Origin of the sequence: Adhaeribacter arboris (genome assembly GCF_003023845.1) — a bacterium.
GTDB lineage: Bacteria > Bacteroidota > Bacteroidia > Cytophagales > Hymenobacteraceae > Adhaeribacter > Adhaeribacter arboris.
In genome coordinates this window covers 382,336-395,937 of the sequence record NZ_PYFT01000001.1, presented here as the reverse complement: position 1 = coordinate 395,937, position 13,602 = coordinate 382,336, and the positions used below count along the sequence as shown (strand labels likewise).

Here is a 13,602-nt window from a genome sequence, read left to right as displayed (position 1 = left end):
ATCCCCATTTACTTTAGTAAGAAGTTTTATTCTAATATGTATTAAAAAAGAAGTACTAGCTTGAATCCTTGGGTCTAATTTTTAATTCATAATTTCTAATTCATAATTGGGCGAAGCCCTAATAATTCAGGTACATCTCCGAACAAATGTAATCGTAATCGTCCTGGGTACACTTGCTGAAACGCTGTACCGGTGGATTAGGTAAAGGCGACAGCTTAAAGTCAGCGGTATTAAATTCTAATTTCAGAGTTTTCAGTACTCCTTCCGATAAGGGTATGGGAAGCGCCGAAATAAAATCATCGCCGGATAAATTAAACTTATAATCCGTAGAACCGGTATCGGTAATGGTTTGAGCCCGAGCATCTTTCCGGATGTATTTCCATAATACGCGACGCGTGGGGAACAAGATGCTGTAATTTATTTTTTTAATTTTTTCCTCGTCGGTTAAGAGCGCGTAAGAATCTTTGCCGAGTAAGTAATTAAAAATTTCAATAACGCCCAAAGTTTTTCCGGCCCCAAGGAGCGGGTCGTAATACACGTTAAAAATTTCTTTATTTACTTTAATTTGGTATTTACCGGGCTTCAAGTGAACTAGCTTCACCGGAATTTGTGTAACGGGCTGCTCAAAAAACTTCATTTCTGGTGACCCCTTAGGAATATCGTACGCTGGAGCCGAAGGCTGGTAATTAAAACCGAATATACTAATATCGGCTTTCTTTGTCGGATCGGTAAGGGTAACGCTGTAATTACCGCTGCTGTAATCTACCTGGTCCTGGTCCGTGGGATATTGTAACTGACCTTGGCCGCGGGCAATCCATAAAGTAGTATCGCTTAATTGTTTTTCGGTAGCACTGGTGTGCTTGCGGGCCGCTTCCAATACATTCTCTGACTTAGGTTCTCTTACCAAATCCCCGGCCTGGTAGGCTTTTCCGGGGCTGAATTCCGGAACAGGAACCGGCAAATGATTGAATCCTTTCGGAGACCAAAGAGTGGAATCGGCCAAGTCGTTTTTTTTCTTGCTCAGGTGCTTTTTGTTGGCTTCGTACACTTGGCCGGAACGGGCATCGCGGACCAGATTACCCGGCAGGTATTCTTGCCCGTTCGCGAATTCTGCGATGGGTAAGGTTAAATATAAAAAGTTGTTTTCGGCGTTATTAGCCAGGTTGCTGAAGTAAAAAGTCTTACGCAACGTATTTTGGATGTTCGTATAATTTAAAAAAAGCGGGTTCTTCAGGGTTACATAAAACCGGAAAACTGCCTGGCCAAAATCGGTGCGGTAATATTTACGCGGCGGCACGTTCATAAAAGGCTCGTGCGCCTCATTTTCGTTGATTAAGGTAACAAATTGATGCTCGGTTTGCCGGTAATGAATGTTGAGCCGTTTAAAAAGGGCCAGACAATCCGGGGCCGGAATTATTTCCAGGTCCAGGCACTTTCGGTTTAGATAGTACTCGTGCGCCAGTTCAATCGAGAAAAATCGGCTGTAATTTCGGAGCATGCTTTTTTACATTAAGCGGGATGATTGATATAAATTCCAGACACCGGCTCTGCTTGCATTTCGGCTATATCTTCTTCAATGGTAATCAGGCGCACTTTGTACAAAACCGAAGGCAGGTATTTGCCCCCCAGAGTAGCCCATAAATGGTTAACTTGTTCGGCGTTCATGGACACCATTTCGAATATGAGCTTTTCAATTTTTGGGTCGAGGGCTAAACCATTATCGGCCGGCGTATTTTTCGGGGTAATTACATTTTTGTACTGGAAAAACTGCAGAATGAGCGATAAATACTGCAAAGCCGTATCGTAAGAACTGTGATTAACCGAAAACAGGCAGTATAAATTTATAAATAACTTGGGGTTGCGGTATTCTATTTTATCGTTCAGTTTTACGTAATTATTAGGGTTGCGCACGTTTCTTTCCTCTTCCAGGTTCACGAGCGTGAGAATGCCCGGCGACGAAATAGAATCGGCCCGGGAACCGGAGGCATCCGCGTCCTGCGCTTTGGCCACATTGCCGGTAGCTACCCGCTTCGTGGTAGAAGGGTCCCGGTCCGGGTCGAGTTTCCGGACAAGGTACCGGTTCACTTCGTTGGCAGTAACTTTTAACGCATTATCAATCATGGCCCTGAATCTAGATGTTAGATATTAGATGTTAGATGTTAGATACTAGACTTATGAAATTATAGGATTGCTTTTGATTTGTAACGAAGTAAGTAGTAGGTTATACGTTTATTAATATTTGCTAGCCAGGCACTTCGCTTCACCGTAATAAGCCTTGATTTTATCTTCTTACTAAAAACAACAGAATACAATCAAATTTAAATTAGACAAAGTGTAAAAGCCTGATAAAAAGTTTTTTAAACCAAACAACGCACAACCCATAACCTACAACTTATAACTTCTTAAGCCACTGGTTTAATAGGGTGTTCGCCGGCGTGGCGTTGTACCATCAAATCCTGTACTTCCTGAATAATCTCCAGTTTCCGGACGTGTTTACCGGGGCACGCGTGGGTGGTTAAGGGGTCTTCGCGGTGCAAGCGCATCAAATGCGGATCAAGCCCTAAAATGGCGCTCAAAGTAGCAATAGCGGACACAGCATTTTTTCGCACGGCTAAGCCCCGCCCTTTATCAAAAGGTTCGTTTTCGTAATCGCCCAGCATTTCAATTCCCAAGGCCACTTTATTCCAGGAAGGCGAATGTGTGCCGGATACCGTTAAAGGCGTAAATACCCAAATCTGCCGGTCGTCCACAAATAAATGCGGCCCGCCTTTCCAGCCTTGTTTATCCCGGTAAAAGCTTTCCAGTCCGCTCATGTGTTCGGTGGTAAACCCCTTGGGGCGTTGCGCCAGCGAAGGAATAGCCGTATTGTGCAGCACGATAAAAGATGGCCGCCAAGCCGTCCAGGCCAGTTCATGGCAATAATTATCAAATGAGGCGGCAACGTAATTGTTGCCCACTATTCCTTTCCAGCCAGCCATTTTTTATTAATTTTTAAATTTTAAAGCTTACTTCTTACTCCATTTAATCTTCACCAAATAGTAACAACTGGTTATTCTAAGGCAATTTCCGCTTTTTTAATAAGAATGGAAGATAAAGGACATCCTCCCCACACTCATTCTAAATACTTTATTTAAAGCCTACAGTAACATTTTACCTTAATTACTGACGGTCTTCGGATGCTTCTTCCTGACTCTTTTCGTGCGGTTTCACCGTAGAGCGAATCACCATCATTTTGTTTAGTAAATCAAACCAGAACGGTGCGCCGAGGGAAACGGCCAACCCGGTAATAACCCAACCAATTACTTTGCTCACCCAGCCGGAAACAGAATTTGGAATAGCCAGACTCGCATTTGATTGATGTAGTCCTACTTTGCGGTTATCTTGCCAATCCCAACCAATAGGCAGGCGTAAGGCATTTATTTTTTGTAAGTTGGCTTCAATTCTTTCTTCTGGTTTACCTGCTTGAGCGTCGGCAACGGTGGTTTTAGCGTACTCGGCGGAGGCACTAACCAATGAGTTCCGCAAAGCCGGATCGTTGGCTAAACTTTTAAAAATAGAAATGGTATCGGCGTTCATGGCTACCGCGAGGAAAATCCCTAAAAACAAAAGTATCATTTGCACCCGCCGTTTGTACCACCCGGCTACCCGGTCCATTGAGCTGTTGTACCATGATTCTATGTTTTGCCGCACTTTATTTATATCGCCCTCGGCGGCATCAATCAAAGCTAAAACAGCTTGCTGAACCGGAAAATTGGGATAATCTAAAACTGCTTTGCGTAAGGATTTTAAAGAACTAACATTGCCGGTAATTTCAGATTCTGGCGTTCCGCCTCCGGCTGCTCCCGATACGGTTGTAGAACTGGCGGGCAAAATAATGTCTAACAAAGCCCAGGCAAAATTGCTTGCCGGAATGTAGGAAGGTAAATTTTTCTTCGATCGGCTGTTATATTTTCCCCGGTACAAGCTGGCAATTAACGGGTGGGTGTATAATTTATCCAGTAAACGGTTATCCTGGTTGTTATGCAATAGTTCATGAATGCCCCGGTGCAAATCGGCGGCTCTTCTTTTTAATATTCCTTCTACTATTTCGTTAATAGCACTGCAGATAAAGCTCAGCAACAGGTATAAAAAAATTATACCTATAAATACGTCCAGCATCTGTAAGGTCGACATCTACTTTCCTAATCAATTTTCAATTACTTCTTAAATCCAGAATATTACTTTTTGCTTGATTTTCTATTAAAGAAAGATCAAAGACTTTCTGACTACCCCTAATCACCAGGGTCCATTGTATTATTTCTGCGGTTAAAGGTAGACTTTAAGGAAGGCAGGGTCAATACTGATTTTTCAGTATTTTTTAAGGTAAAATTTGATTGAAGCAGGTAAGCAAAATAAGAAAACCTAAAATTTGGAGAGAATAAGAACTTAGAGTGTCAATTTTATTCGAATACAAGGCTTCTAATGCGGCAAATTTTTACTCAAACAAATAGTACCTGCTTACCGGAATTTATCTTTTACCTAAAACAACTCTACTTTCTGAGAATAATTTTATGAAAGCAGGTATAAAGCTTCATTTTTAATGGTTAAATACAAAACCTAATTTACAGTTTTCCGTTTTTATAGTAATTTAAATTATAGTAGGGAAGCTTTACGGATGAACTTAAATTTAAATAATTACCAAAAATACTCCCATCAATTGCTTTCGGCGGAGCAGAAATTATTTGACAAATACCGCAAAGACATATTGCAATTTTGCCAGGAAGCACAATCGCGTAGCGCGATTCTACAATATTTAGGGATTACCGAAAATTACGAGAATTATAAAAAATTCATTCTTAAGTTAATCAATGAGCGGTATTTAAATTACACGGATATTCGCCACCCGCAATCGCCCAAACAAAAGTTCGTTGTCAGCCAGAAAGGTTTAAATTACCTTAAGGCCATTTCTTTTAATTCGTAAAATTTTTAATCTAAGTTTTCGGGAAAAATCAGTTGGGGTATGCCCAATAGCTGACCCGATCCGTTTGGTAAGAAATTACTTCTTGCTTTTTATCTTTTACTAAAACTATCGCTGCACCACTTTTACTAAGGAGCCAGCTGTTACAGACTCATTTAATTCCATTCCGTTTAAAATTGCCATTTCGGTTAGTCGTTTTTCGGGCACATTGTATTGGCGTAAGACTTGCGCCAAAGTTCCGGCTTTCGCCACGGTTTTCACCCGTACCCGCTCGGCTTGGCGGTTTAATATTGCCGGATCGGTAAGTTTCCGGAATTGCTGCATGGTAGAGCTAAAAGCGGTAAAATAATTCTCGAAATCGGTGCTAGCCGAAATTCCCATTAAGCTGTAAATAGTACCGTTGTACTGAATAAGGTAGGTTAAAGTCCGAATGGTTGGCGTTTGCTGCTGTTGTTGCTGTTGCTGCTCTTGCTGAGGTTTTTGGTCCGCTACCAGGGCATAAGCGGGTAAACCATTCACCGTTTCTTTTTTCGACTCCAAAGCTTGCAGTTGATACTTTTGCAATAATTGTTGGGCTGCTTCCTCCAGCGTTTTACCCGGTACTAAAGTTAAAGCCATTATGGCTTTGCCGTCTTTAGCGGCCATCTGAAATTGTTGCGGCGAATTTTGATAGGCCCAGCCGGTAGGAACCGGAAACTGAAATTTAAGTTCGGGGTGATAGAATACGTTACTTTCCACAAAGCCTTGCCGCGGATCTTCGCCGTACACAATCCCATCAATCATTTTCAGGTAAGAGTTGCGGTTAACCTGCAAATTGGGGGTTTTAACTTTTTGCTTCCATTCGGCAGCGAGTTCTTTTACCGTTTCGTAGCGGTCGGCGGGATTGGGATGCGTAGACAGAAAATCCGGAATAGGTTCGGTTTCGCTTTTCTCTTGTTCGCGCTTTAAGGTTAGAAAAAAATCGGCCATTTGCGTTGCGTCGTACCCAATTTTGGTAGAATATTCCACACCCAACTCATCGGATTGGCGTTCATCGTCGCGGCCAAACTTTAAAAAAAGCAATGCCAGGCTTTGCTGCGCTTGTTCGCCAAACTGGGCAAATTCCGGCGAGATTACCATTCCGACTACCAGACCTAATTGCGCCAGCATGGTTTTACTTTGCTGCTGCGCCGAATGCCGGGCGGCAATATGCCCGATTTCGTGACCTAATACGCCGGCAAACTGCGCCTCGTTGTTAAAATGCGCCATAATGCCCCGCGTAAAATAAACGTAACCACCCGGAACGGCAAACGCATTTAACACCGGCGAATCAATAATTTTAAATTCATATTTCAGATCTTTCCGGTGCGAAACAGCTACCATTTTCTGGCCTTTTTCATTGATAAATTTTTGTAATTGAGCGTTCGGGTATAATCCAAACTGGTTAATAACTTCCGGATCGGCTTGTTGGCCCATGGCAATTTCCTGTTGTTTTGATACAAAAGAAATATCTTTTTTACCGGTTACCGGGTTGGTCGCGCAAGAATGGCAAATAAGTAGCGTAGCTGCTAGTAAACCGCTTACGTTAAACTTAGTTAATATTTTTTTCATGTAGCCGCAGCTTATAATAGAAATTAAAGTACCTTTCTCTTAGAAAATTTATACTAATTGAAACGTGGTAACCACAGATAAGTTGCCCAGCTTTACGCCTCAACCAAACCAATTTGGCCCTAGATAAGTATACCGGCGGTCTCTATTTATAACATTATTAGCTGGTAAATAAAGGTAAAAAAATGCAGTTACAGAAAATAACGGTTACAATTATTACCTGGGATTCACTGGATTATTACTTCCCCAACAGGATTTTTAGCAGGGTTATTTATATACTCTTGGTAAGAATAGAACCATTTGCCTAGCTGCAGAAGCAACAATTTAGTTTTTTTGGGGTTTAAAAGAACCTGTTACTTTTAAAGCCTTTGAAGCCTAACAGAAATTTTAACCGTAAAATTATTTCCTGACCTCTAACCACAATGAAAAAACTATTCGTTCTACTATTAACCTTTTGTACTTGTTTCGGTCTTATATTCTGCGAAAACGCATCTAAAGCGCACGACTCGAAACAGGATAAAGGGAAAAAGAAAAAAGATAAAAGAGTAGCGGCATCTTCCGAAGTGCAAATTTTAGATAAATGGGATATGCCGGCGGTTTTAAAAGAAGTATCCGGTATTGCGTATTTAGGCCCCAATCGCTTTGCCTGCGTGCAGGACGAAGCGGGAACCATTTTTATTTACAACACCGCTACTTCTCAAATTGAAAAACAAATACCTTTTGGCGGTTCCGGCGACTACGAAGGAATCACGGTAACGGGTGAATCGGCTTATGTGGTTAGCAGCGACGGTAAATTATACGAAATAGCTGACCTGGAACAAGATAAACCCAAGGTTAAAACGTATGTTACTTCTTTAACGGCGGAGCAAAATGTGGAAGGCTTGTGCTACGATAAAAAGCAGAATCGCTTATTGCTGGCGATTAAAGGTTCTGAAATCAACGACCCGAACTTTAAAGGAATTTATGCTTTTGATTTAGCCAGCAAAAAATTAAAATCGGAACCAATTTACAAAATAGACCTCCGCGATCCAACTTTTGCCAGTATATCATCTAAAAAACCGAATGCCCACATGCAGCCTTCCGAAATAAATGTGCACCCGGTTACCGGCGATATTTACTTAACGGAAGCCACCAAACCGAAGCTCCTGATTTTAGATAATTCAGGTAAAATTAAAAACCTGTTAATTTTAAATACGGCGGAGTTTTCGCAACCCGAAGGTTTAACTTTTAGCCCTACCGGCGACTTGTTTATTTCTAATGAAGGTAAAAAAGAAGCCGGAAATATCTTAAAAGTAAAATTACCTTAATTTTAAAAGTTTAATTTCTAATTTTTGCTGGAGCGAAGTGCAAATGCAGAATGATAGGTTATCTGTTAATATAGCTTTTGTTCGATTAGTTCTAATCTTTTCACAATAGTATTCGGGGGTAAGAGGGTGCCGGGAGACAAAACGGCATTCGCCCCTATTTTAGAATGATCGCCCACCAACGCGCCAAACTTTTCGGTACCCGTTTTTAAAAGTATCGAATTGTGAACTACCGATATTTGTTTATCTACCCGGTCGTTATGGTGATTCGCAGTGATAGAACCCGCTTCAAAATTTACGTAACTGCCAATTATGCTATCACCAATAAAATTAAAATGAGCCACCGCACTGTGCGGGAAAATAATACTCGATTTTATTTCGCAACCGGTACCTACGGTAACATACTCTGTTAAATAAACCCCACCTCTCAAATAAGCGTTTGCCCCAACAAAACAATTTTTACCAATAATAATCGGAGCTTTTAAAACAGCCGTACTTTCAACCACCGCTGTTTTATGAATAGCCACATTATTTATCACGGAGTAGTTGCTATCCAAATCCGCCATAATTTTAAGTAAAATAGTTGTCAGATTTTTCGTAAGATTCCAAGGCAACGCTTGCTGCTGAGACGGAAGAATAGAGGAGAATTGAAAGATAAATGAGTCAATCAAAAGCATTTCAAGGTTATTTAAAGGTAAGGAAATTTATTGCCGGAAAGATATTTGGATTAGTTTGAATTTACTTCATCCTAAATTATGATTTTCTTTGTTTCAGCATGCGTACAGGGAATGTTCCCTGCTGATAACCTAATAAGAAGAATAGTGCATTGCCTCTTTAAACAGATAGAGATAAAATGCTATCCGGCAACCTCGTATTTTCCTCTTCACATTGTTAAACCGCTTTTTTCTTCCTCTGTATTCCAGTACAAAAAACAACCAAAACATATAAAGATTCTATACATTCTTAATCTTATTTATAAATATAACTTTTCCAAGTAGATAAAATAAAAAACTTAAATACGCAACTTTGTATAATGAACAATATTAGAATACTGCCGATATTTGTATCATCAAAAAAATTAAGCTATAGCGGAATTAATTTGATTAAAATAAGCTAAAAACGAACTTTTCACCTTATTAATGTTAATTACACAAATAAGCAAGTTCAATAAAACACAATTATATGCTGAAAATGTTTTACTTACTTAATTATAATTTTTCTTCTTCCTCTCTTTTAGCAAATAAATTTTCTTTTCTGGTTTAGCTTATTAGCTTACTTCAATTAATACCAAAATCATTGCCTTATTTGCCTTTAAGCTAAAAATGACCAGTAACATTCCTCAATCACTACATTCTGCTAATAACTATCTACTCTTTAATTCAAAAAACTACTTAATAACAAGCTCTTATATGAAAAAAATATTTACGCCGTTTTTCCTTATAGTATTCGTTTTTTTCAATTTTACCCAAATTAGTTTTGCGCAAGAAAGCTTCTCGAAAGTGTGGGATGTAACTTTTGGGGGAAATAATGCGGACATATTACAAATTCATCGTCCGACCAAAGATGGTGGCTATATTCTGGGCGGTACTTCTAATTCGCCGGTTAGCGGTTCAAAAACAATAGGTACCAAAGGAAATCAGGATTTCTGGATTGTTAAAATAGATGCTAGCGGCAATAAACAATGGGATAAAACTTTTGGCGGCTCCGGTTTTGATTTTTTACAGGATGTACAACCTACTGCCGATGGTGGTTATATTTTTGCCGGCACCTCCGACTCGCCGGTTAGTGGCGATAAAACCGCCGCCGCTTCCGGTAAATTTGATTATTGGGTAGTAAAAGTAGATGCTTCGGGCAATAAACTTTGGGACAAAATGTACGGCGGTAGTTCTAATGAATATCTGAAAGTTATCCGGTTAACAACCGATGGCGGCTATATTTTAGGTGGTTCTTCCGACTCACCCGTTAGCGGCAAAACCGGTTTCAATAAAACGACCGCTCAAATCGGCGAAAACGATTACTGGGTAGTTAAAATGGATGCCAACGGTATTAAACAATGGGATAAAACTATTGGCGGAAGCAGCTACGATTTTTTACAGGATATTCAGGTAACTACTGATGGCGGTTACATTATTGGAGGTCAATCTTACTCCGGAGCCACTGGCAGCAAATCTTCGGCTTCTAAAGGATTTGGTGATTACTGGATTGTAAAAACGGATGGTAGCGGCAATAAACAATGGGATAAAACTTTAGGTGGCAATCTGGATGAAACCTTAGTGGGAATTTTACTTACGAAAGATAACGGTTATGTATTAGGGGGAATTTCTAAATCAGGGCTTAATGGCGATAAATCGGAAGCATCAAAAGGTTTTGGCGATTATTGGCTGGTACAGTTAGATGCCGCCGGCAATAAACAATGGGATAAAACTATTGGGGGCTTAAATAACGACTACCTGCAAGTTATTACCGCTACCAACGACGGTGGTATTCTGTTAGGAGGTACTTCTAACTCTCCTCTGGGTGGTGATAAAACTACTAATTCTAACGGCAACTCCGATTTCTGGCTGGTAAAAACCGATGCTAAAGGTCTTAAAATCTGGGACAAAACCATTGGCGGCACAGATTACGAAAATTTGCGCTCGGTGCAGCAAACAACTTCCGGTTCTATTATTCTGGCCGGCACTACCTCTTCCGCTACAGGCGCCGATAAGTCGAGCAGTTCTAAAGGGGAAACTGATTTCTGGTTGGTAAATATGGCTAACGGTGGTAAAGAACAGCCTCCGGTTTTAAACCAGCAAGTAGATAGCTTTACCTTAGTAAATGCCGATACGGAACAAGATATTCAGACCTTAGCGAGTGGATCTACCCTTAATTTAGCCACGCTACCTACCCGTAACTTAAACATTCGGGCCAATACCAGTACTAATTCTTTGGATAGCGTGGTATTTCATTTAAGCGGAGCGGATACCTTACATATTGGCGAACGGAACGCTCCTTATATTTTGTTTGGAGCCGTTGGTACTAACTACAATGCCTGGATACCAATACTTGGTAATTATTCCTTAACCGGAACTACTTATTCTACTACCTCCGACAGTGACACTGTAGGAACGCCTTTAGTAGTAAGTTTCACTGTAATCGACCAACCGACTAGTACCGATGGCTCACCAATTGCTAATGCCGGTACAGATGTAACCGTGACTTTACCCACTAATACGGTAACTTTAAGCGGTACCGGAACCGATACTGATGGAACTATTAAACAATATATCTGGAATCAGGTAAGCGGCCCATCTGCCTCTAAAATTAGCAACACCCTGGTAGCAAACCCGGTAGTTTCAGGATTAGTAGCGGGTACCTACGTGTTTAGCTTAGTAGTTACGGACAGTCAGAGCAACGTAAGCGCCGCCGATTTCATAAATGTAATTGTAAACAGTACTACTACCAACGCAGCACCTGTGGCCAATGCCGGCTCAGATATAACCGTAACTTTGCCTACGAACACCCTAACTTTAAGTGGTACCGGAACGGATAAAGATGGCACCATCAAACAATATATCTGGAACCAGGTAAGTGGCCCCAATACGGCTAAATTAAGCAACTCCCTGGTAGCTAATCCGGTTGCTTCCGGCCTTGCAGCGGGTACCTATGTTTTTAGCTTAGTAGTAACCGATAATCAAAGCGCCGTTAGTGCGGCCGATTATGTGTCTGTAATTGTAAACAATAACACAAGCTCTAATTCGCAAATAGTGAGTTTAACTTTAATTAATGGCGATACAGATAAAGATATTCTAACGATTACCGAAGGTATTGTTTTAAACCTGGCAACCTTACCGACTAAAAACTTAAATATTCGCATTAATACCAGCGCCACTGGCGTAGGCAGCGTTAAATTAGCTTTAAGCGGCAGATGGACAATAAACAAAACTGAAGGTGCTCCTTATACTTTATTCGGCGACGAGAAATACAGTAATGGAACTGTTAATTATGGCGGCCTTGCCTTACCTACCGGCGATTATACTCTAAAATCTACTCCTTACTCCGGAAGCAATGGTTCAGGAACTGCTGGAACGCCTTTAACCGTTAACTTTAAAATTATTAACCAGGCTACCAGCGCAGCAATAAACTATTCTACTATTAGCCAAGTTGATTCTACTTCAAACGCTAATTCTTCTATAACTAACGGCCACAAAATGCCTGAAGTTAACGCAGCTAAACCAGCTTCACTTACCAGTTTCCCGAACCCTTTCCAGAACCAAACAACCATTCAATTTACTTTTGCTCAGGAAGAAGATTATAAATTAGAAGTATATAACTTAAGCGGTGAATTAGTTAGTCTTTTAAAGAGCGGCAAGGCAGTTGCCGGCGAAACAGTTCAAGTTTCCTGGAATGCCAGCCAGAACAAAAATGGAATTTATATTATTAAATTAACCAATAAGCAGGCAGTACAACATCTAAGAGTAATGCATACCCAATAAGATCAACCTTAATAATAAAAAAGCCTTTGCATTCTTGCAAAGGCTTTTTTATTATTACTATATTCCCAGTTATTACCTTATTATTTAATAGGTGGCGGGCAGTAATTTCTTACTTTTTTTTTAATAATTTTTTGATTTTATCTATCCAGGCTGGTTTACCATCATCGTCCTCTCCAAGCAGAAAACCATACGGTTGTAAGACAGGAATATGATCGCACACAATCTTAATAATAGCGAAAAGCGGAATAAACAAAATCATTCCGGCTACTCCCCATATTAACTCCCCGATGACAATACTCACAATAGTCATGAAAGGACTCAGACTTAGATTAGAGCCTAGTACAAAAGGTTCAATAAAATAATTATCCATCGCTTGGGCGGCTACTAACACTAATACCACGGGAACAAAAGCACCGGTGTCGCCGGAAGTTAAAGCCATGACTAAAGGAAAAAAAGCTCCAATTAGTGGCCCTACGTACGGAATTATGGTTGGAATAACGGCTATCAAGCCTAGCAGTACGGCATTTTTTAACCCAATTATACTAAAACCAACCACGTAGATTACTGCCAGCATGGCCATCGAAAGTAAACGCCCGCCCAAATATTCGCTGGCTACTTTCGTAATTTCATATAAGGTATCTTTTACCTGGCTATGGTGCTCTTTTTCGGTTAATTGCAGAACAAAGGATTCGTATTTTTCGCGCTTCCACAAGAGAAAGAAGACGTAAATTACTACAATGGCAAAATTGGTGAAACCTCCCACCACCCCCGACACCAAAGCAGTAGCCTGTGAGTTAGCGGATTTAAATAAGTTGCTGGCCGCTTTTTTTAATAACTGAATTTGTTTCTGGGGTTCAACGCCCAACTGCTGTTCCACCCATTTTTGCAAGGTGTTTAAAGTTTCTCCTAATCGCTGCTGCATTTGCGGCAACTCATTCGAAAAATTTACGATTTGGGCGGAAATAATCGCAAAGAGGCCAATAATAAAAAGTAGAACTAAAAACAAGCTGATAAATACGGCTGGTACCCGATTGATGTGGTGTTTTTCTAACCAGCGACAAACCGGTACTAACAACATGGCTAGTAACGTTCCAAAAGTAAACGGAACTAAAAACAAGCGGCCAAAATACAAGGCTACTACTAATAATATAAAGAACAATAACAAGGCGTTGAACCGGTTTAAAGAAATACTATCCATCTATTAATTTTTAAGGTGGTTATCTTATTAAATTAATTGTAACTGTTCAGGTTAGTAATGTATCAATCTTCTTTATTACTT

At 40.4% G+C, this 13,602-nt stretch carries 10 protein-coding genes; 3 read left to right on the top strand and 7 right to left on the bottom strand.

What is annotated here, in order from left to right; all coding sequences use genetic code 11:
* Nucleotides 1-118 precede the first annotated feature (118 nt).
* The 4 genes from AHMF7605_RS01685 to AHMF7605_RS01670 form a co-directional block, all read right to left on the bottom strand.
* Nucleotides 119-1,498 (bottom strand): hypothetical protein, encoded by a 1,380-nt coding sequence (locus AHMF7605_RS01685; protein ID WP_106925830.1) that lies wholly within the window; start codon nucleotides 1,496-1,498, stop codon nucleotides 119-121.
* Nucleotides 1,499-1,509: 11 nt separating this feature from the next.
* On the bottom strand, nucleotides 1,510-2,121 hold the full coding sequence (locus AHMF7605_RS01680; protein ID WP_106925828.1) for a DUF4255 domain-containing protein: 612 nt from the start codon (nucleotides 2,119-2,121) through the stop codon (nucleotides 1,510-1,512).
* Nucleotides 2,122-2,402: 281 nt separating this feature from the next.
* A complete protein-coding gene (locus AHMF7605_RS01675; protein WP_106925826.1) occupies nucleotides 2,403-2,978 on the bottom strand; it encodes a peptidoglycan recognition protein family protein in 576 nt (191 codons plus the stop codon).
* A 181-nt stretch (nucleotides 2,979-3,159) separates the two neighbouring features.
* Complete coding sequence (locus AHMF7605_RS01670) at nucleotides 3,160-4,173, bottom strand: hypothetical protein (RefSeq protein WP_106925824.1); 1,014 nt, start codon at nucleotides 4,171-4,173, stop codon at nucleotides 3,160-3,162.
* Between the two features lie 481 nt (nucleotides 4,174-4,654).
* Here AHMF7605_RS01670 and AHMF7605_RS01665 point away from each other — a divergent pair, with 481 nt between their 5' ends.
* Nucleotides 4,655-4,960 carry a hypothetical protein gene (locus AHMF7605_RS01665; protein ID WP_106925822.1) on the top strand — a complete coding sequence of 102 codons (306 nt, stop codon included), beginning with the start codon at nucleotides 4,655-4,657 and terminating at the stop codon, nucleotides 4,958-4,960.
* A 105-nt stretch (nucleotides 4,961-5,065) separates the two neighbouring features.
* Here AHMF7605_RS01665 and AHMF7605_RS01660 read toward each other — a convergent pair whose 3' ends face one another.
* Nucleotides 5,066-6,547, bottom strand: a complete 1,482-nt coding sequence (locus AHMF7605_RS01660; RefSeq protein WP_106925820.1) for a M48 family metalloprotease — start codon at nucleotides 6,545-6,547, stop codon at nucleotides 5,066-5,068.
* 419 nt (nucleotides 6,548-6,966) lie between these two features.
* Here AHMF7605_RS01660 and AHMF7605_RS01655 point away from each other — a divergent pair, with 419 nt between their 5' ends.
* Nucleotides 6,967-7,851 (top strand): SdiA-regulated domain-containing protein, encoded by an 885-nt coding sequence (locus AHMF7605_RS01655; protein ID WP_106925818.1) that lies wholly within the window; start codon nucleotides 6,967-6,969, stop codon nucleotides 7,849-7,851.
* Nucleotides 7,852-7,916: 65 nt separating this feature from the next.
* On the opposite strand, the gene AHMF7605_RS01650 is transcribed toward AHMF7605_RS01655, so the two are convergent.
* Entirely contained in the window at nucleotides 7,917-8,414 is a 498-nt protein-coding gene (locus AHMF7605_RS01650; RefSeq protein ID WP_233218835.1) for a DapH/DapD/GlmU-related protein, read from the bottom strand.
* An 843-nt stretch (nucleotides 8,415-9,257) separates the two neighbouring features.
* Between AHMF7605_RS01650 and AHMF7605_RS01645 the strand changes: the two genes are divergently transcribed.
* Nucleotides 9,258-12,323 (top strand): PKD domain-containing protein, encoded by a 3,066-nt coding sequence (locus AHMF7605_RS01645; RefSeq protein WP_158267430.1) that lies wholly within the window; start codon nucleotides 9,258-9,260, stop codon nucleotides 12,321-12,323.
* Between the two features lie 109 nt (nucleotides 12,324-12,432).
* Here AHMF7605_RS01645 and AHMF7605_RS01640 read toward each other — a convergent pair whose 3' ends face one another.
* Nucleotides 12,433-13,521 carry an AI-2E family transporter gene (locus AHMF7605_RS01640; protein WP_106925812.1) on the bottom strand — a complete coding sequence of 363 codons (1,089 nt, stop codon included), beginning with the start codon at nucleotides 13,519-13,521 and terminating at the stop codon, nucleotides 12,433-12,435.
* Nucleotides 13,522-13,602 lie beyond the last annotated feature (81 nt).

Excerpts from the sequence above, each read along its gene's own strand:
- AHMF7605_RS01650 (WP_233218835.1), bottom strand. The coding sequence starts at position 8,414 with ATGGCGGATTTGGATAGCAACTACTCCGTGATAAATAATGTGGCTATT.
- AHMF7605_RS01670 (WP_106925824.1), bottom strand. The coding sequence starts at position 4,173 with ATGTCGACCTTACAGATGCTGGACGTATTTATAGGTATAATTTTTTTA.
- AHMF7605_RS01665 (WP_106925822.1), top strand. The coding sequence starts at position 4,655 with ATGAACTTAAATTTAAATAATTACCAAAAATACTCCCATCAATTGCTT.
- AHMF7605_RS01685 (WP_106925830.1), bottom strand. The coding sequence starts at position 1,498 with ATGCTCCGAAATTACAGCCGATTTTTCTCGATTGAACTGGCGCACGAG.
- AHMF7605_RS01660 (WP_106925820.1), bottom strand. The coding sequence starts at position 6,547 with ATGAAAAAAATATTAACTAAGTTTAACGTAAGCGGTTTACTAGCAGCT.
- AHMF7605_RS01640 (WP_106925812.1), bottom strand. The coding sequence starts at position 13,521 with ATGGATAGTATTTCTTTAAACCGGTTCAACGCCTTGTTATTGTTCTTT.
- AHMF7605_RS01655 (WP_106925818.1), top strand. The coding sequence starts at position 6,967 with ATGAAAAAACTATTCGTTCTACTATTAACCTTTTGTACTTGTTTCGGT.
- AHMF7605_RS01680 (WP_106925828.1), bottom strand. The coding sequence starts at position 2,121 with ATGATTGATAATGCGTTAAAAGTTACTGCCAACGAAGTGAACCGGTAC.
- AHMF7605_RS01645 (WP_158267430.1), top strand. The coding sequence starts at position 9,258 with ATGAAAAAAATATTTACGCCGTTTTTCCTTATAGTATTCGTTTTTTTC.
- AHMF7605_RS01675 (WP_106925826.1), bottom strand. The coding sequence starts at position 2,978 with ATGGCTGGCTGGAAAGGAATAGTGGGCAACAATTACGTTGCCGCCTCA.